Raw genomic sequence first — 21859 nt, 5'->3', positions numbered from 1 at the left:
CGATTTCGGCCCCCCCCGCTCCGTTTTGGGGGGGTGGCCCCCCCCGGGGGGGCCGCCCCACGGGCCCCGGCCGGGCCGCCGCTCCCTGGTACGGGAACGACGGCACGGCCGTTCAGCAGCGGCTCAGCGGCCGGCGGGAGTGCTCACTCCCACTCGATGGTGCCCGGCGGCTTGCTGGTGACGTCGACGACGACGCGGTTCACGTCGCGGACCTCGTTGGTGATCCGGGTGGAGATCTTGGCCAGCACGTCGTACGGCAGGCGCGACCAGTCGGCGGTCATGGCGTCCTCGGACGAGACCGGGCGCAGCACGATCGGGTGACCGTAGGTGCGGCCGTCGCCCTGCACGCCCACGCTGCGCACGTCGGCGAGCAGCACGACCGGGCACTGCCAGATCTCGCGGTCCAGGCCGGCCGCGGTCAGCTCCTCGCGGGCGATCGCGTCGGCGTCGCGGAGCAGGTCCAGCCGCTCCTGGGTGACCTCGCCGACGATCCGGATGCCCAGGCCCGGGCCCGGGAACGGCTGGCGCTGGACGATCTCCTCCGGCAGGCCCAGCTCCTGGCCGACCATCCGGACCTCGTCCTTGAACAGCTTGCGCAGCGGCTCGACCAGCTGGAACTGGAGGTCCTCGGGCAGGCCGCCGACGTTGTGGTGGGACTTGATGTTGGCGGTGCCGGTGCCGCCACCGGACTCCACCACGTCCGGGTACAGGGTGCCCTGGACCAGGAAGTCGACCGACTCGCCGTGCTCGCCGGCCTCGGCGACGATCTCGGCCTGCGCCTGCTCGAAGACCCGGATGAACTCCCGGCCGATGATCTTGCGCTTCTCCTCGGGGTCGGTGACCCCCTTCAGCGCGTTCAGGAAGCGCTCCGCGGCGTCGACCACCTTCAGCTGCACGCCGGTGGCCGCCACGAAGTCCTTCTCGACCTGCTCGGTCTCGCCCTTGCGCATCAGGCCGTGGTCGACGTACACGCAGGTCAGCTTGGAGCCGATGGCCTTGTTGACCAGGGCCGCCGCGACCGCGGAGTCCACACCGCCGGAGAGGCCGCAGATCGCGCGCTTCTCGCCGACCTGGGCGCGGATCAGCGCGACCTGCTCCTCGACCACGCTGCCGGTGGTCCAGGTCGGGGCGAGGCCGGCGCCGCGGTAGAGGAAGTGCTCCAGGATCTGCTGGCCGTGGTCGGAGTGCAGCACCTCGGGGTGGTACTGGACGCCGTAGAGGCGGGCCTCGTCGTTCTCGAAGGCCGCGACCGGGACCACCGCGGTGGACGCGGTGACGGTGAAGCCCTCCGGGGCGGCGGAGCAGGCGTCGCCGTGCGACATCCACACCGAGTGCTCCGCCGGAACGCCCTCGAACAGGGTGGAGCCGGTGCGGCTGACGGTCAGCGGGGTGCGGCCGTACTCGCGGGCGCCGGTGTTGTCGACCGTGCCGCCGAGGGTCTTGGCCATCAGCTGGAAGCCGTAGCACATGCCGAAGACCGGGACCCCGGCCTCGAAGATCGCGCGGTCGAGCTGCGGCGCGCCCTCTTCGTAGACCGACGACGGACCGCCGGAGAGGATGATCGCCTTCGGGTTCTTGGCGAGCATCTCGGCGACCGGCATGCTGCTCGGCACGATCTCGCTGTAGACCCGCGCCTCACGCACCCGACGGGCGATGAGCTGGGCGTACTGGGCGCCGAAGTCGACCACCAGGACGGTGTCGTTGTCCGGCGCGGACTGGACGGGAATTGCAGAGGACACAGACGGCCTTCCGGCAGCGGTACGAGAGGTGTCACACCGAACCGCTTCCCCGGCGGGGGCCGCGGCGGCGACGGGTGGGGGTGTCTGGACACCGATTCTACCGGGCTGTCCGGTTTCACTCGTCTGCCCGTCCAAACGACCGTGACCGGACGGGGCCGCCTTTCGTTGCTTCAGACGACCGTACGACCGCGCCGCGCCCGCCAGACGCGCCGCCTTCGCCCCGGCCAGGGGCGCCGCCGTACGGACTTGCAGGACCACGCGTGGAGCTTCATCCCAGTCCACCGGCGCATGTGGCGCCGCCGACCCGGCCCCGCCGGGAGTGCGGCGCCGTGGGACCGTGCGCGGGTGCCGCGGCCGGACAGCAGGGGACAGCGACCCCGGCCGCGACTGGACCGAGAGGTGGGACGGCCGGTCCCCGGGGACGCCCGGGCCGGTCGTCGCACCCCCGTCGCGAGCCGGGCACGCCCGGGCGCACACCCTTTCCCGTCCCGCGCCGCTACGCGCGTCCCCGTGCGCCGCAGCCACTCACACCACTACGCACCGTGATCATCGACGCCTCGTGTCGACACCTGCCCACAACCGCCCGACGGGGCGGAACGAGGCCTGCACCCGCGCCCGGGCCACACCCGGGAGTCGGCACCCGCACCAAATGTGCCGGGTCGAACTGTGCCGAATCGGTTGCAGAGCAAGCCCTTCGTCCAGCACGATGCTGCATGGAAGCGGTTCTCCCGGCGGCCGGCAGGCTCACCGTGGAGGCCCCGACCGATGCCGCCGCACTGGGCGGCAGCCCCGTACGCCACCTCACGCTCCGTGAGCGAAGGCCCGGCGCAGACCTGCGCGCCGACCCGCCGCACCGCGAGCGTGCGCGCCCCGCGCCACCGGCCACCCACGCCGGGCCGCGACGGCGCGACCCCGAAGCCGACCGACCCGACGGCGCCCCTCCCCCGGCGCCGTCACCCCCAGCACCGGCGCAGCCCTGACGCCGCGTGCTGAGCGACAAAGGGCCCCGTTCCCCCGCGGGGCCCTTTGCCCTGTCCGGGCCGTCCGGCTCAGGGCCGCTCCGCTCAGACCGCTCCGCCCACGGCTGCCCGGCTCAGGGCTGCTTGCGCCAGACGCTCGGATCGACCGGCTCCTCGGCCGACGCCCCGGGCGGCGGCACCAGCGGCGCGTCGTCCGAGCCGACCACGTCGCCCACCCCCGCCCCGGGGGCGTACGGCTGCGGCTCCGGCCCGGCCTCGTACGGCGCCCCCGGCGGCGGCACCACGCCGTACGGGGGCGCGCCGTACGGCGGAGCGCCGTAGGCGTCCTCGCGGGCCACCGCGCCCCGGCCGCGGACGGCCGCCAGCAGCGGCGGCACCAGCAGCGCGCCGATCGCCGCCCAGACCAGGTTGGCCACCAGCGCGCTGGCGAAGCCCAGGTTGATCGAGGTGTCCCGGGACACCTCCGTCTGGTTGGCGAAGGTGTCCCACCCCGCGACCGCCGAGGACGTCGAGGTCGTCATCAGCGCACCGCCCACCGCCATCAGCGCGGTGAGCGCCACGGCGTGGACGGCCGCCAGCCGGAGCCGGTCGGCCGCGTCCAGCCGCCGCCGGTACGCCGACCAGCCGAGGACGCCCGCCGTGGCGAGGGCCAGCAGGCCGGTCCAGCGCCAGTCGGCGGTCTGGTCGTGCAGGTCGAAGAAGGAGATTTCCCCCCTGTCGGGGGTGTCCCGCCAGTCGCCGCCGATCGCGACCGCCGCGTCGCTCGCCCCGCCGCTCGCCCCGTTGAACGCCTGCAAGGTCGCCCCCGAGCCCAGGCCGAGCAGGCCCAGGCCGAGGTTGGGCAGGAAGGCCGCCGAGACCGGGGTCTGCCAGCCCTCGTCGCTGTTGACGGCGACCAGCACGAAGCCCGTCACCGAGGCCAGGCCCAGTGACAGCGCCAGCGCCCGGCCGGCCGTGAGCGCGGCGACCGCCCAGCCGCGCACCGCCCGGCTGCGCCAGGCGGCCCAGCGCAGCGCGTCGGTGCCGTGGACGGCGAAGGCCGTCAGCGCGGCGAGCAGGGCCGTCCAGCCGGTCGCCTCCAGCCAGCCGGAGTCCACGGTGTACGTCACCCCGAGGGCGCGGCCGACGAGGCCGGTGCGCTGCGGCTCCCAGGACGTCCCGCCGGCCAACCCGAGCAGCGCGGTCACCGCCGCCAGGACCACCGCGGTGCGCAGCGCCTCGCCCGCGGCCTGGGCCCGGGTGAGCTGGAGGCCGGCGGCCCGGCGGCGGCGTGCCGCGGTCCGCAGGCCGAGCCAGAGCGCCAGCGCCCACAGCACGGTGACCGTCAGCGGCACCGCCCGGAGCAGCGCGTCCATGCCCGCCGCGTCGCCGCGTCGCAGCGCGGTGGTGTACCCGAGCTTGAACGGCGCACCGAGCGCGCTCAGCGCCATCGACAGGGCGGCGCCGAAGCGCTCGCCGAACCCGGGCGCCCGGACCAGGTAGGCGTACTGGTAGTCGCTCGGGACCGCCACGATCAGCGCCGCCAGCAGCAGCACGGCGGTCGGGGCGATGGCGACCAGGAGCGCCGGGCGCCAGTCCGCGCCGAGCAGCCGGCTCAGCACGTTCGGCCGGCCGGCCCGCGGGTCGTACGGCTGCCCGGCGCCCCAGCTGCCCAGCGTGGGCGGCCCGGCGGGCTGCGGGTGGCCCGGGCCGTAGCCGGGCGGCGGGCCGTACCCGGGCGCGGGCGGCGGCGGCCCGTAGCCGGGCGGCGAAGGCGGAGGCGGCGGCGGGTACCCGGGCGCGGCGGACGGCGGACCGTACGCCGGCGGGGGCGGTACGGCGGGCGGAACGGCGGGAGGTACCGCGGGAGGTACCGCGGGCATGGCGGCCGTCGGCGGGGGCGGCGTCAGCGGCCGCCCGCACGAGACGCACGCGGGCGCCCCTTCCACCGATGCCGCGCCGCACGATGCGCAGATGGCCATGGACCGGTTTCCCCCCGCTCGACGAGTTCCTGGTCCCCCAGAAAGCCCGTTTATCCCATCGGATCCGAACGAATGTCAACCGGGTACCGAGCCGGGCGGGTTGGCCCGTCGGGGCCTGCTCAGCCGCGCTTCTTCGGGACCTCCGGGACGGGCAGCAGCGGCAGTCGGAGCGCGCCGAACGCGTCCTCCGGGACGGCCGGCCGGGCCGGCGCCACCGGGGCGACCCGCCGGTAGGCCTCGCCCTGGGCCGGGCGGCGGTCCGCCTCGCCCTTGTTGGGCCACATCGACATGGCACGCTCGGCCTGCGCGGTGATCGTCAGCGAGGGGTTCACCCCGAGGTTGGCGGAGACGGCCGCGCCGTCGACCACGCTGATCCCCGGGTGGCCGTACAGCCGGTGGTAGGGGTCGACCACGCCGGTCTCGGGGGCGTCGCCGATCGGGCAGCCGCCGAGGAAGTGGGCGGTCATCGGGATGTCGAAGATCTCGCCGGCGCTGCTGCCGGCGAAGCCGTTGATCTGCTCGGCCAGCGCCTGGGCGCCCTGTTCGGCGGCCGGGATCCAGGTCGGGTTGGGGGCGCCGTGGCCCTGGGCGGAGGTGAGCCGGCTCTTGCCGAGCAGGTCCTTCTTCAGCGAGACGGTGATCGAGTTGTCCAGCGACTGCATCACCAGGCCGATGATCGTCTTCTCGGACCAGCGGTGCTGGTTCATCGAGCGGGCGAAGGTCACCGGGTGGCGCACCGACCCACCCAGGTAGCGCAGCCAGCGCGGGGCCCATCCGCCGCCCTTGACCTGGGCTATCGACAGCGCGCCCATCGCGTTGGAGCCCTTGCCGTAGCGGACCGGCTCGATGTGGGTGCTGGCGTCCGGGTGGATCGAGGAGGTGATCGCCACGCCCTTGGTGAAGTCCACCCGGCTGCCGTAGCGCCGGTCGGTGGTCTGCGCGCCCACCAGCGCCTCGGAGTTGGTGCGGGTCAGCTCGCCGAGCCGGCCGGAGATCCGGGGCAGGTGCCCCCCGTCACGCATCCGGTGCAGCAGCGACTGGGTGCCGTACGTCCCGGCCGCGACCACCACCCGGGCGGCGGTGATGGTCCGTGCGCCCGCCTTCACCCGGTCGGTGCGGGAGCGGGAGTCGGTCCGGCGCACGTCCACCGCGTAGCCGCGGCTCCCGTCGGCGCCGGGAAGCTCCCGGATCCGGGCCACCGTGGTGAGCGGGTGGATCTCGGCGCCGCCCCGCTCGGCCAGGTGCAGGTAGTTCTCGGTGAGCATGTTCTTCGCCCCGTGCCGGCAGCCGGTCATGCACTCGCCGCACTCCACGCAGGCCTTGCGGGCCGGCCCGGCGCCGCCGAAGTACGGGTCGGCGACCTCGTCCCCGGGCGCCGCCCCGGCCCGGCCGCCGGCGTCCTGGCCGTCCCCGAAGAAGACCCCGACCGGCGCCATGTGGAAGGTGTCGCCCACCCCCATCTGCTCGGCGGCGGCCTTGAGGTGCACGTCGGAGGGGGTGACGGTCGGGTTGAGCCGGACCCCGAGCATCCGCTGCGCCTGGTCGTAGAACGGCGCCAACTCCTCCTGCCAGTCGGTGATGTGGCGCCACTGGCGGTCCTCGAAGAAGGCCTTCGGCGGCACGTACAGGGTGTTGGCGTAGTTCAGCGAGCCGCCGCCGACCCCGGCGCCGGCCAGGATCAGCACGTTGGCCAGCAGGTGGATCCGCTGGATGCCGTAGAGGCCGAGCTTCGGCGCCCACAGGTAGTTCGGCAGGTCCCAGGAGTTCCTGGGCAGTTCGTCCCGCTCGAAGCGCCGGCCGGCCTCCAGGACGGCGACCCGGTAGCCCTTCTCGGTCAGCCGCAGCGCGGCGACCGAACCACCGAAGCCGGAGCCGACCACGACCACGTCGTAGTCGAACTCCGCCGCACCGCCGGACTCCACCATCTGCCACTGCTCCTTCGGGACGCGAACTGAACTACGGGACGGGCGAACCTGACCACAGGACGGAACCTGGCCACAGGACGGGCGGATCGGACCACCGGCCGGGCCGGCTCCGACCACGGGAGCGAACCCCCGGTCCGGGACGGCTACTTGAACCGCAGCGCCTTCAGCACCCGCAGCCCGCCGGTCATCACCGCGGCGAACTGCCGGTCGTCCAGGCCGAACGCGGGCGCGATCGGCATCAGCCGCTGGGTCGCGACGGTCTGCGCCTCGGTGAAGCGCAGGATGCCCTCGGCACCGTGGCGGCGGCCGAGCCCGGAGTCGCCCATGCCGCCCATCGGCGAGCCGATCGAGCCGTACGCGGCCGCGTAGGCCTCGTTGACGTTGACCGTGCCGGTGCGCAACCGGGCCCCGACCGCCCGGCCGCGCCGGGTGTCCCTGGTCCAGACGCTGGAGTTCAGGCCGTACGGCGTGGAGTTGGCGGCGGACACCGCCTCGTCGTCGGTGTCGAAGCGGTAGACGGAGACGACCGGGCCGAAGGTCTCCTCGCCGCAGACCGCCATGTCCGGGGTCACCCCGTCGAGGATGGTCGGCTCGAAGAAGTACGGGCCGAGGTCGGGCCGGGCCCGGCCGCCGGCCAGCACGGTGGCGCCCGCCTTGACCGCCTCCTCCACGTGCCGGGTGGTGGCCTCCAGCTGGCGGACGGAGACCAGCGAGCCCATGTCGGCGCCGTAGGCGAGGCCGCCGCCGAGGCGCAGCGCCCGGGTGCGGGCGGCGAAGCGCTCCAGGAAGTCGTCGGCCACCGAGCGGTGCACCAGCAGCCGCTCGATCGAGATGCACAGCTGCCCGGCGGAGGAGAAGCAGGCCCGCACGGCGCCCGCGGCGGCCCGGTCGAGGTCGGCGTCGGCGAGGACCAGCATGGCGTTCTTGCCGCCGAGTTCGAGCGAGGCGCCGACCAGCCGGGCGGCGGCGCGCTGGGCGACCTCGCGGCCGGTGCGGGTGGAGCCGGTGAACGAGACGTAGTCGGCGTGCTCCACCACGGCGGGGCCGATCACCGGGCCGTCGCCGAGCACGACCTGCCACAGGTCGGCCGGCAGCCCGGCCTCGATCAGCAGCTCGCGGGCCCACAGCGCGGTCAGCGCGGTCTGCGTGTCCGGCTTGTTGACCACGGCGTTGCCGGCCGCGAAGGCGGGCAGGACGTCGCCGACGGACAGCTCCAGCGGGTAGTTCCAGGGCGAGATGTGGCCGATCACGCCCTTGGGCCGGCGGGCCTCGACCGCGTGGGTGAGCACCGGCAGCGCCCCGCCGCGCCGCTTGTCCCGGAGGTAGCCGTGCGCGGCCCGCCCGTAGTGCCGGGCGGCCATGGCGGTGGCCAGCACCTCCTCGAAGGCGTGCAGCCGGGCCTTGCCGGTCTCGGCCTGGACGAGGTCCAGCACCTCGTCCTGCCGCTTGAGCAGCAGGTCGTGGAAGCGCAGCAGGACGGCCGCGCGGCGGCGCACCGGCAGCGCGGCCCAGGCCGGCTGGGCGCGGCGGGCCAGTTCGAAGGCGACCTCGACGTCGGCCGGGGTGGACTGCGGCAGGCTCGCCAGCCGCTCGCCGGTCAGCGGGGCGACGGTCTCCACCAGGCTGGGCTCGCCGGTGGCGGTGACGCCGGCGGCCAACCGGGCGACCAGGGACGGCGGGACGGCCGCCGCGACGGTCCGGCCCCCGCCGGGGGCGGGCGGGTTCCCGGTCGCGGGGTGTTCGGTGGCCGCTGCGCCTGCTGTGAGGTCCGACATACGGCGCAGCCTAGGCGCTCGGCGGCCGGTCCGGTACCCGTCGGTAACAAGAATCTGCCGCGGCCGGGCGGAGCGGGCGCCCCCGGTCAGCGGGTCGGCGTGAAGTAGTGCAGCACCGCGTTGAAGCGCTGCTCCGCCTCGTTCCACTCGTTGCCCCGGTCCGGGCTGGACGAGTAGATCGCGTAGCTGGTGCCGTCGTCGTCGATGAACTCGGCCTCGACCGCCCGGCGCCGGCCGCCCTCCTTGGCGAGGTAGCTGAACTCCCAGACGGCCGCCTCGTGGCCGTTCACCGCGACGCCGGTCATCTTGTGCTGCTTGTAGTCCTTCAGGTTCTTGGAGACGGTGGCCTCCATCTGCCGCAGGTGCTCCAGCGGCTTGACCGACTGGCCGACGGTGACCGCGAACTGCAGGTAGTGCACCTTGTTGTCGGGGCTGTAGTAGACCTGGTTGTCGGGCGTGGCACTGCGCTGCCAGGCCGGGCTGACCGAGGGCAGCGGGAAGCGGAAGCCGGCCGGGTCGTCGACCCAGTGGTAGCCGTTGGGCGCCGCCGGTCCCGGGCTGGCGTCGCTGGTCGGGTCCGGGCTGACGGAGGCGGTCGGGACGGGATCGTCGGCCGTGGGGGCGGCGACGTGCCCGGTGGTGGTGTGTCGGGTGGCGAGGAAGGTCGCGCCGGCCGCCAGCAGGCCGACGGCCACCGCGATCACGACGATCTTCAGGGTGCTGCGGCGCTTGGCCGGCCCGCGCGCGGGCGTGACGGGGTGCGCCACCGGCGCGACCTCGGCGGTGGGCGCTGCCGCCTCGGCGGCCACGCCCCCGGTGGTGTCCGGAACGGCCCCCGAGCGCGCCCCGGTCGGTTCCTCGGCCTCCGCCGCCGTCGCCCCCGGCGCGTCCTCCTCCTCGGGGTCCTCCTCCGCCGCCGGGCGCTCGCTGCGGTCCACCACCGGCACCGACTGGGTGGGCGCGCGCAGCGGCGCGACCGGCTTCAGGCCGATCGTGTGCCCGGCCTGCACCTCGGCCAGCATCCGGGCGGCCTCGTCCGCGTTCGGTCGCTCGGCCGGGTCCTTGGCCATCAGCGCGGCCAGCACCGGGCCCAGCGGCCCGGCCCGGACCGGCTCCGGCAGCGGCTCGCCCACCACGGCGGCCAGCGTGGTGATCGGCGAGGTCCGGCGGAACGGCGACTGGCCCTCCACCGCGGCGTACAGCGTCGCCCCGAGGCCCCACAGGTCGGAGGCCGGCCCGGGCCGCTCGCCCTGGGCGAGCTCCGGCGCCAGGTAGTCCGGCGAGCCGACCAGGTCACCCGGCCGGGTCAGTTCGGCCGAGCCCTCGTACGTCGCGATGCCGAAGTCCAGCAGCACCACCCGCCCGGTGCCGCGCTCCAGCAGCACGTTGGCCGGCTTCACGTCGCGGTGCAGGACGCCGAGTTGGTGGCCGCGGTGCAGTGCGGCGAGCACCTGGCTGCCGACCTCGGCGACGGCGCGCGGCTGCAGGGTGCCGTCCTGGCTGATCACGTCGGCCAGCGAGCGGCCGTCGACCAGCTCCATCACGATCCACGGCCGGCCGTCCTGCTCCAGCACGTCGTGCACCGTGATCACGCCGGGGTGCTTGATCCGGGCGGCCGCGCTGGCCTCCCGCTTCATCCGGGCGTGCAGGATCTGCAGCTCGTCCTCGGGCAGGTGGTTGACGGTCAGTTCCTTCACCGCGACCTCGCGGTTCAGCATCCGGTCCCAGGCCCGCCAGACGGTCCCCATCCCGCCGCGGCCGAGCCGGTCGCCCAGCTCGTACCGCCCGGCCAGCAGCCGCTCCGTCTCGGCCGTCTCCGGCCGGTCCTGCACGCCCATCGGCGACCACTCCCCCTCACATCCGTCTGCCGTCACAGCGACGGAGGGCCTGGTGCAGACCACTGTTCGAACAAATCCCACGCACACATTAGGCGCACCTTGCCAGCCCCGGTAATCACGCTCGCCCGTCGGACCGACGGTCCGGGACACTCCGGGGCCGTCAGCCTGCGAACAGCACCACCGCGGCCACCCCGAGCACCAGCAGCAGGAACACGCCCCCCACCAGCAACGGGCCGAACAGCGCCGGAGGTATCCGCGGCGGCCGCACCTCGTCCGGCCGCCCGGCGCCCGCCCCGGCGTTCGCGCCGGCGTTCGCGCCCACGACGACCTCCGACCGCCCTCGTCCACCACCCCGCCCCCGCCGGCGCCGCACCAGCGGGGCCTCCGGTCTCAGCACCAGCGCCCGCGCCGCCCACTCCTCGTCGACCGGCTCCGGCGCGCCCGCGAGCAGCGCCGCCAACTCCCGGCGGGCCTCCTCGGCGGTCGGCCGCAGCGAGGGGTCGGGCTGCAGCAGCCGCTCGACCAGCGGCGCCAGCGGCCCGCAGGCCGCCGCGGGCTCCCGCCGCCCGTCCCGGACCGCCGACACCAGCTCCGGCACGCCACCGTCCGGGAACGGCGAGCGGCCGGTGACCAGCCGCTGCACCAGCACCCCGAGCGCCCAGCAGTCGCCCGCCGGGCCGCCGTCCAGCGGCCAGCGCTCCGCCACCGGGCCGACCAGGGTGGCCCGCACCTCGTACCGGCGGCGCCCGCCCGGGCCGCCGAGGTCCTCGGCCAGCGCCTCCTGCGCCACCCCGGACAGCAGCCCGCCGAGCATCGCCGCGCCGTCCTCGCAGACCAGCACGGACTCGGCGGTCAGGTTGCCGTGGACGAGTCCGTCCTCGTGCAGCGCCCGCAGCGCACCGGCCAGGTCCGCCGCCAGCTCCGCCGCCCGGTAGGGCGGCACCGGTCCGACCGCCGCCAGGTCCGCCAGCGTCATGGCGCCCGACCGCTCCTCCACCGTCCACAGCAGTTCGCCCTCGACGAAGGCACCGAGCCCGCGCAGCAGCCGGGGGTGCCCGGTCGGCGCGGCCGAGCCGACCGCCGCCACCCGGCGGACCAGCCGGTCGGCGTGCGCGGGCACCTCGCCGTCCAGGTCCTGACCGGTGGTCAGCAGCGCCGGCAGCTCCAGGGCTCGCAGCAGCACGGACTCCCCGGTGCGGTCGTCCACCGCCAGGGCCCGCAGGAGTTCGGGACGGTCCGTCAGCCGGTACCGCCCCGCCAGCAACTGCTCCGGGCCGCCTCGCATGCCAGTTCCTCTCGCTCGCCGAGCAGCCTACTGAGCGGCTCCTTTACGCTCGGTCCCATGGACTGGACCGATCTGATCGACACCGCCTTCAAGGTGGCGGGAAACAACAGCCAAGCCAATCAGGCCGAGGCCGTGCGCACGGTGGAGGCGGTCGTCATCGACGGCGAGAATCCGGTCGCCTCGACGGCCGGGCGCCATCCCGACCACTTCCGCAAGGGCGTGCTCGTTCTCACCACCCACCGACTGCTCTTTCTCAAGGACGGTAAACCGCCGGTCCCGGTTCCGCTTACGGCGGTCACGGACGCGACCGTGGCCAGGACCAAGCTCAACGGCGACGTGCTCACGATCGTCGCACTGACCGGCTCGCACCGGTTCGAGGACGTGGCCAAGGCCGACGTCTTCGCCGAGCAGCTCCGGGAGGCCGCCCGGCTCGCCCGCAAGGCCGCGTCGGCCGCCGGGCCGGCGGCCGACACCGCCCCCGCCGAACTCGGCGCGGGCGACCAACTCCTCGGCCAGCTGGAGCGGTTGGCCGCCCTGCACGCCTCCGGTGCGCTCACCGACGAGGAGTTCACCCGGGCCAAGGCCCGCCTGATCGGCTAGGCCTAGCGCCCTACGGCGCGGGCTGGAAGGTGGCGAAGGCCGTGTCCCGGGCCTGGGAGTTGGCCGGGGCACCCCAGTCCGCGTCCGGGGTGATCCAGTAGATCGCGTAGCCGTACTTGGCCGGGTTCCCGGTGACGAAGCCCCGGTTGAGCGAGTGCGTGCGCGGCGTGCCGCTGATCCACTCCCAGTCGGCCGCGTTGCTCCACTGCCGGTAGTTGATCGCGGCCAGGTTGACCCGCTGGTAGTTGGTGACCTTCGAACGCAGGCCCGGCTCGGAGTCCTGCCAGTCGGCGACGGCGCTGGGGCCGGGGGTGGTGGTCCACTCGATGGTCAGGGTACTGCCGTTGCCCTTGAAGATCCGGCGGACGCCCTCCGAACCGGCCGGCTGGAGCCAGTCCGGCAGGACGACCGAGAAGCCGGTCGGGTCCTTGTACTCGTGGTAACCGGCCGGGACGGCGGCCCCCGGCGGGGTCGGGCTCTGCGCGGGGGTGGTGGCGGGCGCGCCGGCGGCCGGCGGGTTGGCCGCAGAGGGGCCGGGCGTGTCGGCCGGCTTGTCGGGGGCCGGTGTGTCGGTGGCCGGCTTGTCCGGGGCGGGCTTGTCGGTGCCCGGCTCCGGCTCCGCCGCCGGAACGGAGGCGGCCGGGGTCCCGCTCGGCCCGGCCTCGGAGCTGGTCGAGACCGACGAGGTGGCGCCCGCGCCGTTCGCCGACGAGTCGTCCCCGTTGCCGACGGCCTGGAGCACCGCGACCACCCCGGCGATCAGCAGCAGGACCAGCACCACGGTGACGACGGCCAGCCGCCGCCGTCCGTTGCGCGGGTCGGCGCCGGCCGCCTGCGTGGCGCCCAGGGTCCACTCGCTGGTCACCGGCCGGATCGGCTCGGCCGCCGGAGCCGAACCCGACGCCGCGAGCGAACCCGAAGCCGAGCCCGATGCCACGTCCGAGGACGGCGAGGCGGGCTCGGGCGCCGGCTCCACGACGGGCTCCGCCACGGCGGCGGGCTCCTCGTCCTTGGCCCGGCTGCCCACCCGGACCGTCCCCAGCAGCCCCCCGATGGACCGCTTGCGGCCCTCCTCGGCCTCGGCCGGGGCCTCCTCGGGCTCCGCGGCGGCGGCCGGACTCTCGACCGGCAGCGCGTGCACGGTGGTCGACTCGGCCTTCGAGGTGGCCTCCGCGACGACCCGCTTCAGCATCGACCGGGTCTGCGAGGCGTCCAGCCGCTCGGCCGGGTCCTTGGCGAGCAGCCCCTCGATCACCGGCTGCAGCGCCCCGGCGTTCACCGGGGCGGTCAGCTCCTCGGTCATCACCGCGGTCAGGGTGGCCAGCGCCGAGCCCCGGTCGTACGGCGGCCGGCCCTCGACCATCGCGTACAGCGTGCCGCCCAGCGACCACAGGTCGGCCGGCGGCCCGGGCTTCTGCCCGCGGGCCCGCTCCGGGGATATGTACGAGGGGGCGCCGACCAGCATGCCGGTGGAGGTGACCGAGGCGTCGCCCTCCACGCTGGCGATGCCGAAGTCGGTGAGCACGACCCGGCCGTCGTCGCCGATCAGCACGTTGGACGGCTTGACGTCCCGGTGCAGGATGCCCAGCGCGTGCGCGGCGCTCAGCACGCCGAGCACGTCGAGCGCGATCTCGGCGGCCCGGGCGGGGGCCAGCGGCCCGTCCTCCCGGATGACGTCGGCCAGCGAGCGGGACTCGACCAGCTCCATGACGATCCACGGCCGGTCGTCCTCGTCGACCACGTCGAAGACGGTGACCGCCGAGTTGTGCCGGATCCGCGCGGTGGCCTTGGCCTCGCGCAGCGTCCGGACGATCAGCCGGTGCTTCTCCTCCTCCTCGACGCTGGCGTTCATCCGCAGTTCCTTGACCGCGACGGTCCGCCCCAGCATCTCGTCCTCGGCGCGCCAGACGGTGCCCATGCCGCCGCGCCCGAGCACGCCGTTCAGCCGGTAGCGGCCGGCCAGGAGGCGGCCGGTGGAACCCTGCGCCTGGGTCATTCGGAACGTTCCCCCATGTGCTGCTGGCGGTCGTGGTGACGGCGTGTCGGCCCGGCCTCAGGCCCGAACGCCCAAGTCTCCATCATCCCCTGTCCCCGGGGGCCGGGACCACCCGACCCCCGCACCCGATCCGGGGCATACCGGATCGGGTGCGGCGCTCCGTGCCCGATCTGTGATCGAAAACTCGCCAAGATCTGGCCGGGGCGCTGCTACCGTTCGGCAGCTCATCGTCTTTCCGGGGGGATCCGACGCCCATGACCGCACCCGCACCGGGCGCTGACGGCCAGTCGGGCCGGCCGCGCACCGCCCAGCACTACTCGGTCACACCCACCCTGGATTCCCCCGAGGGCTACGTCGCGCCCGGTATGCCCGGTGTCCCGGTGGCCGGATACGTCCCCACCGTCCGCTCCCACCGGACGGGCCCGCGCCGCCGCACCGCCCTGGCGGTCGCCCTCGCCGTCCTCGCCATGCTGCTCGGCGGCCTGGCCTACGGCTGCGCGCCGGCCCGGGCCGCGGACAGCCTCGGCTGGCTGGCCATCGCCCTCGCCGCCCTGGTCGCCTTACCGCTCGGCCGGCTCGGCGGCCGCAGCCGGGTGCTGCCGCTGCTCGGCGCGCTGCTCGCGGCCTGCGCGCTGCTGCTCGGCCAGCTGACCGGCCAGCTCCGCCGGGTGCACGCGGCCGGCCCCGGCCCGCGCGGCCTGCCGCACGACGCCCTGGCGCACTGGCGCGCCGAGCTGCGCGCGCTCGACCTCGCCTTCTACGGGATCGCCCTGGTCGGCGGCTTCCTCCTCACCCGCCGCACCGCCAACCGCGGCTGACGCCGGTCCGGACAGCCCGAGGCCCCCGCCGGCGGAACCGACGGGGGCCTTCACCACGACGCGTCTCAGCGGTGGTTGAGCGCCGGGTTGACGGTCACCTCGACCCGCTGGAACTCCTTGAGCTCGGTGTAGCCGGTGGTGGCCATCGCGCGGCGCAGCGCGCCGAACAGGTTCATGGTGCCGTCGGGGGTGTGCGAGGGACCGGTCAGGATCTCCTCGGTGGTGCCGACCGTGCCGAGGTCCACCCGCTTGCCGCGCGGCAGCTCCTCGTGGACGGCCTCCATGCCCCAGTGGAAGCCCTTGCCGGGCGCGTCGGTGGCGCGGGCCAGCGCGGCACCGATCATCACCGCGTCGGCGCCGCAGGCGACGGCCTTCGGGATGTCGCCGCTGTAGCCGACGCCGCCGTCCGCGATCACGTGCACGTAGCGGCCGCCGGACTCGTCCATGTAGTCCCGGCGGGCGGCGGCCACGTCGGCGACGGCGGTGGCCATCGGCACCTGGATGCCGAGGACGCCCCGGGTGGTGTGGGCGGCGCCGCCGCCGAAGCCGACCAGCACGCCAGCCGCGCCGGTGCGCATCAGGTGCAGGGCCGCGGTGTACGTGGCGCAGCCGCCGACGATCACCGGGACGTCCAGCTCGTAGATGAACTGCTTGAGGTTGAGCGGCTCCGCGCCGCTGGACACGTGCTCGGCCGAGACGGTGGTGCCGCGGATGACGAAGACGTCGACGCCGGCGTCCACGACGGCCTTGGAGAACTCGGCGGTGCGCTGCGGCGAGAGCGCGGCGGCGGTGACCACACCGGAGTCGCGGACCTCCTGGATCCGCTGCTTGATCAGCTCGGCGCGGATCGGCGCGGCGTAGATCTCCTGGAGGCGGCGGGTCGCGGCGGCCTCGTCGGTGATCGTGGCGATCTCGTCGAGCAGCGGCTGCGGGTCCTCGTAGCGGGTCCAGAGGCCTTCGAGGTTCAGCACGCCGAGGCCGCCGAGGCGGCCGATGGCGATGGCCTGCTGCGGCGAGACCACGCTGTCCATCGGGGCGGCCAGGAACGGCAGCTCGAAGCGGTAGGCGTCGATCTGCCAGGCGATCGAGACCTCCTTCGGGTCCCGGGTACGGCGGCTGGGGACGACGGCGATGTCGTCGAAGGAGTACGCCCGTCGGCCGCGCTTGCCTCGCCCGATCTCGATCTCAGTCACTTCGAGCCCTTCTGGTTTGTTGCTCATGCCCGCCGGGTCACCCCGGCCGCCCCCAGTATCCCGCACCCCGGTTGCCTCGCGCGCTCGCCTCCGGGGCGCGGGGCCCGCCCCCGGGCGCGCCGAAGGGCCCGGCGCCGCGGTGCGGCGACGGGCCCTTGGGAAGCGCGGACTCAGCGGTTGGAGTAGTTCGGCGCCTCGACGGTCATCTGGATGTCGTGCGGGTGGCTCTCCTTGAGGCCCGCCGAGGTGATCCGGACGAAGCGGCCCTTGCTCTCCATCTCGGCGATGGTGGCGGCGCCGACGTAGCCCATGGTCTGGCGCAGGCCGCCGACCAGCTGGTGCAGCACGGCCGACAGCGGGCCGCGGTAGGGCACCTGGCCCTCGATGCCCTCGGGGACGAGCTTGTCGTCCGAGGCCACCTCGGCCTGGAAGTAGCGGTCCTTGGAGTACGAGCGGCCCTGGCCGCGGGACTGCATCGCGCCCAGCGAGCCCATGCCGCGGTAGGACTTGAACTGCTTGCCGTTGATGAACATCAGCTCACCCGGGGACTCCTCGCAGCCGGCCAGCAGCGAGCCCAGCATCACGGTGTCGGCGCCGGCGGCCAGCGCCTTGCCGATGTCGCCGGAGTACTGCAGGCCGCCGTCGCCGATGACCGGCACGCCGGCCGCCTGGCAGGCCACCGCGGCCTCGTAGATGGCGGTGATCTGCGGGACGCCGATGCCGGCGACCACGCGGGTGGTGCAGATGGAGCCGGGGCCGACGCCGACCTTGACGCCGTCCACGCCGGCGTCGATCAGCGCCTGGGCGCCGTCACGGGTGGCCACGTTGCCGCCGACCACGTCGATCCCGACGGCCGACTTGATCTTCCCGATCCAGGCCAGCGCGTTGTGGCTGTGGCCGTGCGAGGTGTCCACGACCAGGAAGTCCGCACCGGCCTCGACCAGGGCCTGGGCCCGGTCGAACGCCTCGGCGCTGGCACCGACGGCGGCACCGACCAGCAGACGACCCTCGGCGTCCTTGGCGGCGTTCGGGTACTGCTCGGCCTTGACGAAGTCCTTGACGGTGATCAGGCCCTTGATCCGGCCCTCGTCGTCGACCAGCGGCAGCTTCTCGATCTTGTGGCGGCGCAGCAGCGCCATCGCGTCCACCCCGGAGATGCCGACCTTGCCGGTGATCAGCGGCATCGGGGTCATGATCTCGCGGACCTGGCGGCTGCGGTCCGACTCGAAGGCCATGTCACGGTTGGTGACGATGCCGAGCAGCTTGCCGGCCTCGTCCGCGATCGGCACGCCGGAGATGCGGAACTTGGCGCACAGCGCGTCGGCCTCGGCCAGCGTGGTGTTCGGGCCGACCGTGATCGGGTCGGTGACCATGCCGGACTCGGAGCGCTTCACCAGGTCGACCTGGTTGGCCTGGTCCTCGACCGACAGGTTGCGGTGCAGCACGCCGACGCCGCCCTGGCGGGCCATCGAGATCGCCATCCGCGCCTCGGTGACCTTGTCCATCGCGGCGGAGAGCAGCGGGATGTTGACGCGCACGTTCCGGGAGACCCGCGAGGAGGTGTCGACCTGGTTCGGCAGCACCGCGGAAGCCCCGGGCAGCAGCAGGACGTCATCGAACGTGAGCCCGAGCATGGCGAACTTCTCGGGTACGCCTGCGGCGTTGTAAGACATTTGGGGGGTACCTTCCGTGGCCGGCCTATTCCGCTCACGCCCTGAGGGTGGGGCGCGTTCATCGCTCACTCGCAGCAGACCGCCGAAGCCGGGTGGTTTTGGAGGAACCTCCAGGGGAACCCCGCGCGCACCCGCGAAACTTTGGCAACCCGCCCAGGCGCCGATACCCCATGGTACTGGCACGGCGAATGTGTCCTCGTGTGCCCTTGACAACACCGGCCCCCCGTGGCTCATTCCGGCCGGTCAGGACTTAGGTCCTGACCGGCGGATCTTGCCGGACAGGACCTAGGAGGACTCCTCCGCGAGCGCCCGCAGCCGGCTGAGCGCCCGGTGCTGCGCCACCCGGACGGCGCCCGGGGACATCCCCAGCACCTCGCCGGTCTCCTCCGCCGAGAGCCCGGCGGCCACCCGCAGCAGCACCAGTTCGCGCTGACGGGCCGGCAGGTTGGAGAGCAGTTCCTTGGCCCAGGCCGCGTCGCTGCTCAGCAGCGCCTGCTCCTCCGGGCCGAGCGCCTCGTCCGGCACCTCCGGCAGGTCGTCCTGCGGGACGACCGTCGAGCCGGGCCCGCGCATCGCGGCCCGCTGCAGATCGGCGATCTTGTGCGCGGCGATGCCGTAGACGAAGGCCTCGAACGGCCGCCCCTGGTCCTTGTACCGGGGCAGCGCGCACAGCACCGCGACGCAGACCTCCTGCGCGACGTCGTCCACGTGGTGCCGGGCGCCGCCGGGCAGCCGCACGAGCCGGCCGCGGCAGTAGCGCAGCGCCAGCGGATGGACGTAGGCGAGCAGGGCGTCGATGGCCGGGCCCTCACCGCGGACGGCGGCCGCGACGAGCTCGCCCACCAGCGGGGAGCCGCCCGCGCCGAGCACCGGCGGTCGACCGGGGCCGGGCACCGCGCCGGGGCCGCCGGGGTCGGCGTACGACGGATCGCCACCCGGGCCGGAGGGCTCGGCCTCCACCGGGTCCGCCTGGCCGGCCGCACCGGCGACGTCGTCACGCATCGGTCCATGGTGCCTGGTCGCGCGGGAAAACGCGGCACCGCGTCCGGAGTTGTGCACCGGAACGTTATGCGCTGCGGTGCCGTACGGCGTGCCGCCGCGCACCACCGGCCCCTCCTGCACCGTGCCGCCTCCCGCCCCGCCGCCGTCGGTGGTCCCGTCCTTCGCGCCGTCCGCCGAATGTGCTGCGGCCGTGTGGTTCGCCGCAGTGCCTGTCCGCTGGTCCCCGAGGTGCTCCACTACTCCATGGTGCAACCTCGGGACCGTAACGTCACACGCCCGGACGGCGTCCGTCCCGGGAACCGTCGGCGGCGCGCCGCAGCCGGCGGCGCCACCGGCGGTCAGCGGACCAGGCCCCAGCGGAAACCCAGCGCCACCGCGTGCGCGCGGTCGGAGGCCCCGAGCTTCTTGAACAGCCGTCGGGCGTGGGTCTTGACGGTGTCCTCGGACAGGAACAGCTCGCGGCCGATCTCGGCGTTGCTGCGGCCGTGGCTCATGCCCTCCAGCACCTGGATCTCACGCGCCGTCAACGTGGGCGCCGCGCCCATGTCGGGGCTGCGCAGCCGGCGCGGGGCGAGCCGCCAGGTCGGGTCGGCGAGGGCCTGGGTGACGGTGGCCCGCAGTTCGGCGCGCGAGGCGTCCTTGTGCAGGTACCCGCGGGCGCCCGCGGCCACCGCGAGCGCGACCCCGTCGAGGTCCTCGGCGACGGTGAGCATGATGATCCGCGCGCCCGGATCGGCGGACAGCAGCCGCCGGACCGTCTCGACCCCGCCGAGGCCGGGCATCCGGACGTCCATCAGAACGAGATCGGAGCGGTCGGCCACCCAGCGGCGGAGGACCTCCTCCCCGTTCGTCGCGGTGGTGACCCGGTCCACACCGGGTACGGTCGCGACCGCGCGGCGAAGCGCCTCGCGGGCGAGCGGGGAATCGTCGCAAACGAGAACGGAAGTCATGACCGTCGTCCTCCGCAGCTGATCCGCGTCACGTTGAGCCTCCTGGCTGGTACGAACCTCTCCGACACGGCCGATCGGCGACAGAGTCCGTGCTGATCGCCTCAAATTCCCCGCGATCGTTCCCGACGTCCGGCGCCCGCTAACCGCCTCCGCACTTCCAACGACCGTCACTCGAATGAGTTACGGCCTTCGGGGCCATCTCCACCACTGTACGTGGCCAACCCATTACCGATCAGCCGCATCGCGGTGCACACGCCGCACTTTTGCCCAGCTCGCGCGCGGTGGGCGCACGACCCGCACACCGGCGCGGAGTGTCGCGCGCCCGTCGGCCACCCGAATGCCACGCCCGCGCCCGCCGAGCCCCTTGCCCACTTTGCCCGTTTTTATAGCTTTCGTATGGTCATTGACTGTTGTGCCACTCTGTGGGTGACTTGTCCATGGAGTTGCCGTAAGTCATATTTCCAGGTGTCCACACCAGTGCATCGACGCCCGCCGCGCCGCCCAGCAGCAGCCCGCTGAGCGCCGGCCCACGGCCGACGAGCCTCTGAAGGGAATGAGCCATGGCAGATTTCTCCCGCCTCCCAGGTCCCAACGCGGACCTCTGGGACTGGCAGCTCTCCGCAGCCTGCCGTGGCGTGGACAGTTCGCTCTTCTTCCACCCCGAGGGCGAACGCGGGGCCGCGCGGAGTTCACGCGAGGCCAGTGCCAAGGAGGTCTGCATGCGCTGCCCGGTGATCACCGAGTGCGCGGCGCACGCGCTGGCGGTCCGCGAGCCGTACGGCGTCTGGGGCGGGATGACCGAGGACGAGCGCGAGGAGATGCTGGGGCGTTCGCGGCACCGGCTGGTGGAGGTCCCGCTGACCCCGCCGGCGATCGCCCGGCGCTAGCCCCGCCTCCACGGCGCGCCGTGAAGAAACGTTTCCTCGCGGCGTTTCGGGCTGTTCAAGCCCGGTCCAGAACGCTCAGGCCCCAGAGGTCAGCGCCCGGCCGACCCCGCCAGCCGCTCCAGCATCAGCGCCACAGCCGGCACCTCGGCCAGATCCGGCAGGGTCAGCGCGACCACCTGCCGCACCGCCGGCGCCCCCGCGGCCGTCCGCACCGGCACCGTCGACACCCCGTCCGGGCGCACCGACTGCAGCGCCAGCCGGGGCAGCACCGCCACCCCCAGTCCGGCCGCCACCAGGCCGACCACCGCCGGATAGTCGTCGGTCGCGAAGTCGATCCGGGGCTCGAAGCCCGCCGCCGCGCACAGCTCCACCAGGTGCCCCCGGCACTGCGGGCAGCCCGCGATCCACTGCTCCCCCGCCAGCTCGGCCAGCTCCACCGGCCTGCCGCGCCCCGCCAGCCGGTGCGCGGCGGGCAGCAGGCCCACCAGCGGGTCGTCCAGCAGCGGGGTGACCACCAGATCGGACCAGTCGGAGCCGGCACTCAGCTGCTGTGCCTCCAGGTTGGCCTCGGCCCGCGCCTCGCGCGGCGTCCCGTGCGCGGGCGCCGGCAGCGCGGCGCCGCCGTCGGACTGCGGGTAGCGGAAGGCCAGCGCGATCTCGCACTCGCCGCCGCGCAGCATCGCCAGCGACTCCGGCGGCTCCGCCTCGACCAGCGACACGCGCACCCCCGGATGGCTGTCCCGCAGCCGGGCGACCGCGGGCGGCACCAGGGTGGAGCTCGCGGTCGGGAAGGAGACCAGCCGCACCCGGCCGGCCCGCAGCCCGGCGATCGCGGCGATCTCCTCCTCGGCGGCGGAGAGCCCGGCCAGGATCCCGGTGGCGTGCTTGAGCAGCACCCGCCCCGCCTCGCTGAGCTGCATGCCCCGGCCGCAGCGGACCACCAGCGGGGTGTCCACCGACTTCTCCAGGGCCTTCATCTGCTGACTGATGGCGGGCTGCGTACAGCCCAGCTCGCGAGCGGCGGCGGAGAAGGAGCCGGTGCGGGCGACAGCACGCAGGACGCGCAGGTGACGGGCCTCGATCATGCCTTAGTTATAAGGCAATCTTTGCCAATGGCAAAATTCTACTGATGATTGAAGCCTCAAACGCCGGACACGCCGGGGGGGGGGGGGGGGCGCCCGCCCGGGGGCCGCGGGGCGCGGGCGCCGCGGGCCCCCCCCACAGCGGTGGTGTGGGT

At 74.3% G+C, this 21859-nt stretch carries 15 protein-coding genes; 3 read left to right on the top strand and 12 right to left on the bottom strand.

The window, feature by feature from the left end:
• Positions 1–143 precede the first annotated feature (143 nt).
• The 6 genes from guaA to ACFV61_RS07235 form a co-directional block, all read right to left on the bottom strand.
• Positions 144–1739, bottom strand: a complete 1596-nt coding sequence (gene guaA, locus ACFV61_RS07260) for a glutamine-hydrolyzing GMP synthase (RefSeq protein WP_063349008.1) — start codon at positions 1737–1739, stop codon at positions 144–146.
• A gap of 1093 nt (positions 1740–2832) precedes the next feature.
• Complete coding sequence (locus ACFV61_RS07255) at positions 2833–4581, bottom strand: hypothetical protein (RefSeq protein ID WP_380490526.1); 1749 nt, start codon at positions 4579–4581, stop codon at positions 2833–2835.
• 218 nt (positions 4582–4799) lie between these two features.
• Positions 4800–6605: a GMC oxidoreductase gene (locus ACFV61_RS07250; protein ID WP_380490524.1), complete on the bottom strand. Its 1806-nt coding sequence runs from the start codon at positions 6603–6605 to the stop codon at positions 4800–4802.
• A gap of 143 nt (positions 6606–6748) precedes the next feature.
• The gene (locus tag ACFV61_RS07245; RefSeq protein ID WP_380490522.1) at positions 6749–8380 is read right to left on the bottom strand and encodes a succinic semialdehyde dehydrogenase; all 1632 of its coding nucleotides are present in this window, start codon (positions 8378–8380) and stop codon (positions 6749–6751) included.
• Between the two features lie 86 nt (positions 8381–8466).
• Positions 8467–10218 carry a serine/threonine-protein kinase gene (locus tag ACFV61_RS07240; protein ID WP_380490520.1) on the bottom strand — a complete coding sequence of 584 codons (1752 nt, stop codon included), beginning with the start codon at positions 10216–10218 and terminating at the stop codon, positions 8467–8469.
• Between the two features lie 160 nt (positions 10219–10378).
• Positions 10379–11503: a protein kinase gene (locus ACFV61_RS07235; protein ID WP_380338895.1), complete on the bottom strand. Its 1125-nt coding sequence runs from the start codon at positions 11501–11503 to the stop codon at positions 10379–10381.
• Positions 11504–11560: 57 nt separating this feature from the next.
• On the opposite strand from ACFV61_RS07235, the gene ACFV61_RS07230 reads away from it, so the two are divergent.
• Entirely contained in the window at positions 11561–12103 is a 543-nt protein-coding gene (locus tag ACFV61_RS07230; protein WP_380490518.1) for an SHOCT domain-containing protein, read from the top strand.
• Between the two features lie 10 nt (positions 12104–12113).
• Here ACFV61_RS07230 and ACFV61_RS07225 read toward each other — a convergent pair whose 3' ends face one another.
• Positions 12114–14099, bottom strand: a complete 1986-nt coding sequence (locus ACFV61_RS07225; RefSeq protein ID WP_380490516.1) for a protein kinase — start codon at positions 14097–14099, stop codon at positions 12114–12116.
• A 254-nt stretch (positions 14100–14353) separates the two neighbouring features.
• On the opposite strand from ACFV61_RS07225, the gene ACFV61_RS07220 reads away from it, so the two are divergent.
• Positions 14354–14917 (top strand): hypothetical protein, encoded by a 564-nt coding sequence (locus tag ACFV61_RS07220; RefSeq protein ID WP_063349000.1) that lies wholly within the window; start codon positions 14354–14356, stop codon positions 14915–14917.
• A 65-nt stretch (positions 14918–14982) separates the two neighbouring features.
• On the opposite strand, the gene ACFV61_RS07215 is transcribed toward ACFV61_RS07220, so the two are convergent.
• The 4 genes from ACFV61_RS07215 to ACFV61_RS07200 all read right to left on the bottom strand — a co-directional run bounded on the left by ACFV61_RS07215 (position 14983) and on the right by ACFV61_RS07200 (position 19735).
• Entirely contained in the window at positions 14983–16110 is a 1128-nt protein-coding gene (locus ACFV61_RS07215) for a GuaB3 family IMP dehydrogenase-related protein (RefSeq protein WP_063348999.1), read from the bottom strand.
• Positions 16111–16280: 170 nt separating this feature from the next.
• Entirely contained in the window at positions 16281–17783 is a 1503-nt protein-coding gene (gene guaB, locus ACFV61_RS07210; RefSeq protein WP_063348998.1) for an IMP dehydrogenase, read from the bottom strand.
• A gap of 285 nt (positions 17784–18068) precedes the next feature.
• The gene (gene shbA, locus ACFV61_RS07205) at positions 18069–18785 is read right to left on the bottom strand and encodes an RNA polymerase sigma factor ShbA (RefSeq protein WP_079135824.1); all 717 of its coding nucleotides are present in this window, start codon (positions 18783–18785) and stop codon (positions 18069–18071) included.
• Between the two features lie 338 nt (positions 18786–19123).
• Positions 19124–19735: a response regulator transcription factor gene (locus ACFV61_RS07200; protein ID WP_014136228.1), complete on the bottom strand. Its 612-nt coding sequence runs from the start codon at positions 19733–19735 to the stop codon at positions 19124–19126.
• Positions 19736–20295: 560 nt separating this feature from the next.
• On the opposite strand from ACFV61_RS07200, the gene ACFV61_RS07195 reads away from it, so the two are divergent.
• Positions 20296–20622 carry a WhiB family transcriptional regulator gene (locus tag ACFV61_RS07195; RefSeq protein WP_063348997.1) on the top strand — a complete coding sequence of 109 codons (327 nt, stop codon included), beginning with the start codon at positions 20296–20298 and terminating at the stop codon, positions 20620–20622.
• An 89-nt stretch (positions 20623–20711) separates the two neighbouring features.
• Here the strand turns inward: ACFV61_RS07195 and ACFV61_RS07190 are convergent, their stop codons facing one another.
• Positions 20712–21707, bottom strand: a complete 996-nt coding sequence (locus tag ACFV61_RS07190; protein WP_063348996.1) for a LysR family transcriptional regulator — start codon at positions 21705–21707, stop codon at positions 20712–20714.
• Positions 21708–21859: the final 152 nt, after the last annotated feature.

The sequence above is a fragment of the Kitasatospora sp. NPDC059817 genome (assembly GCF_042731835.1).
Taxonomy (GTDB): domain Bacteria; phylum Actinomycetota; class Actinomycetes; order Streptomycetales; family Streptomycetaceae; genus Kitasatospora.
Note: the sequence above shows the minus strand (reverse complement) of the source record. Positions and strands in the feature narration are given on the sequence as shown.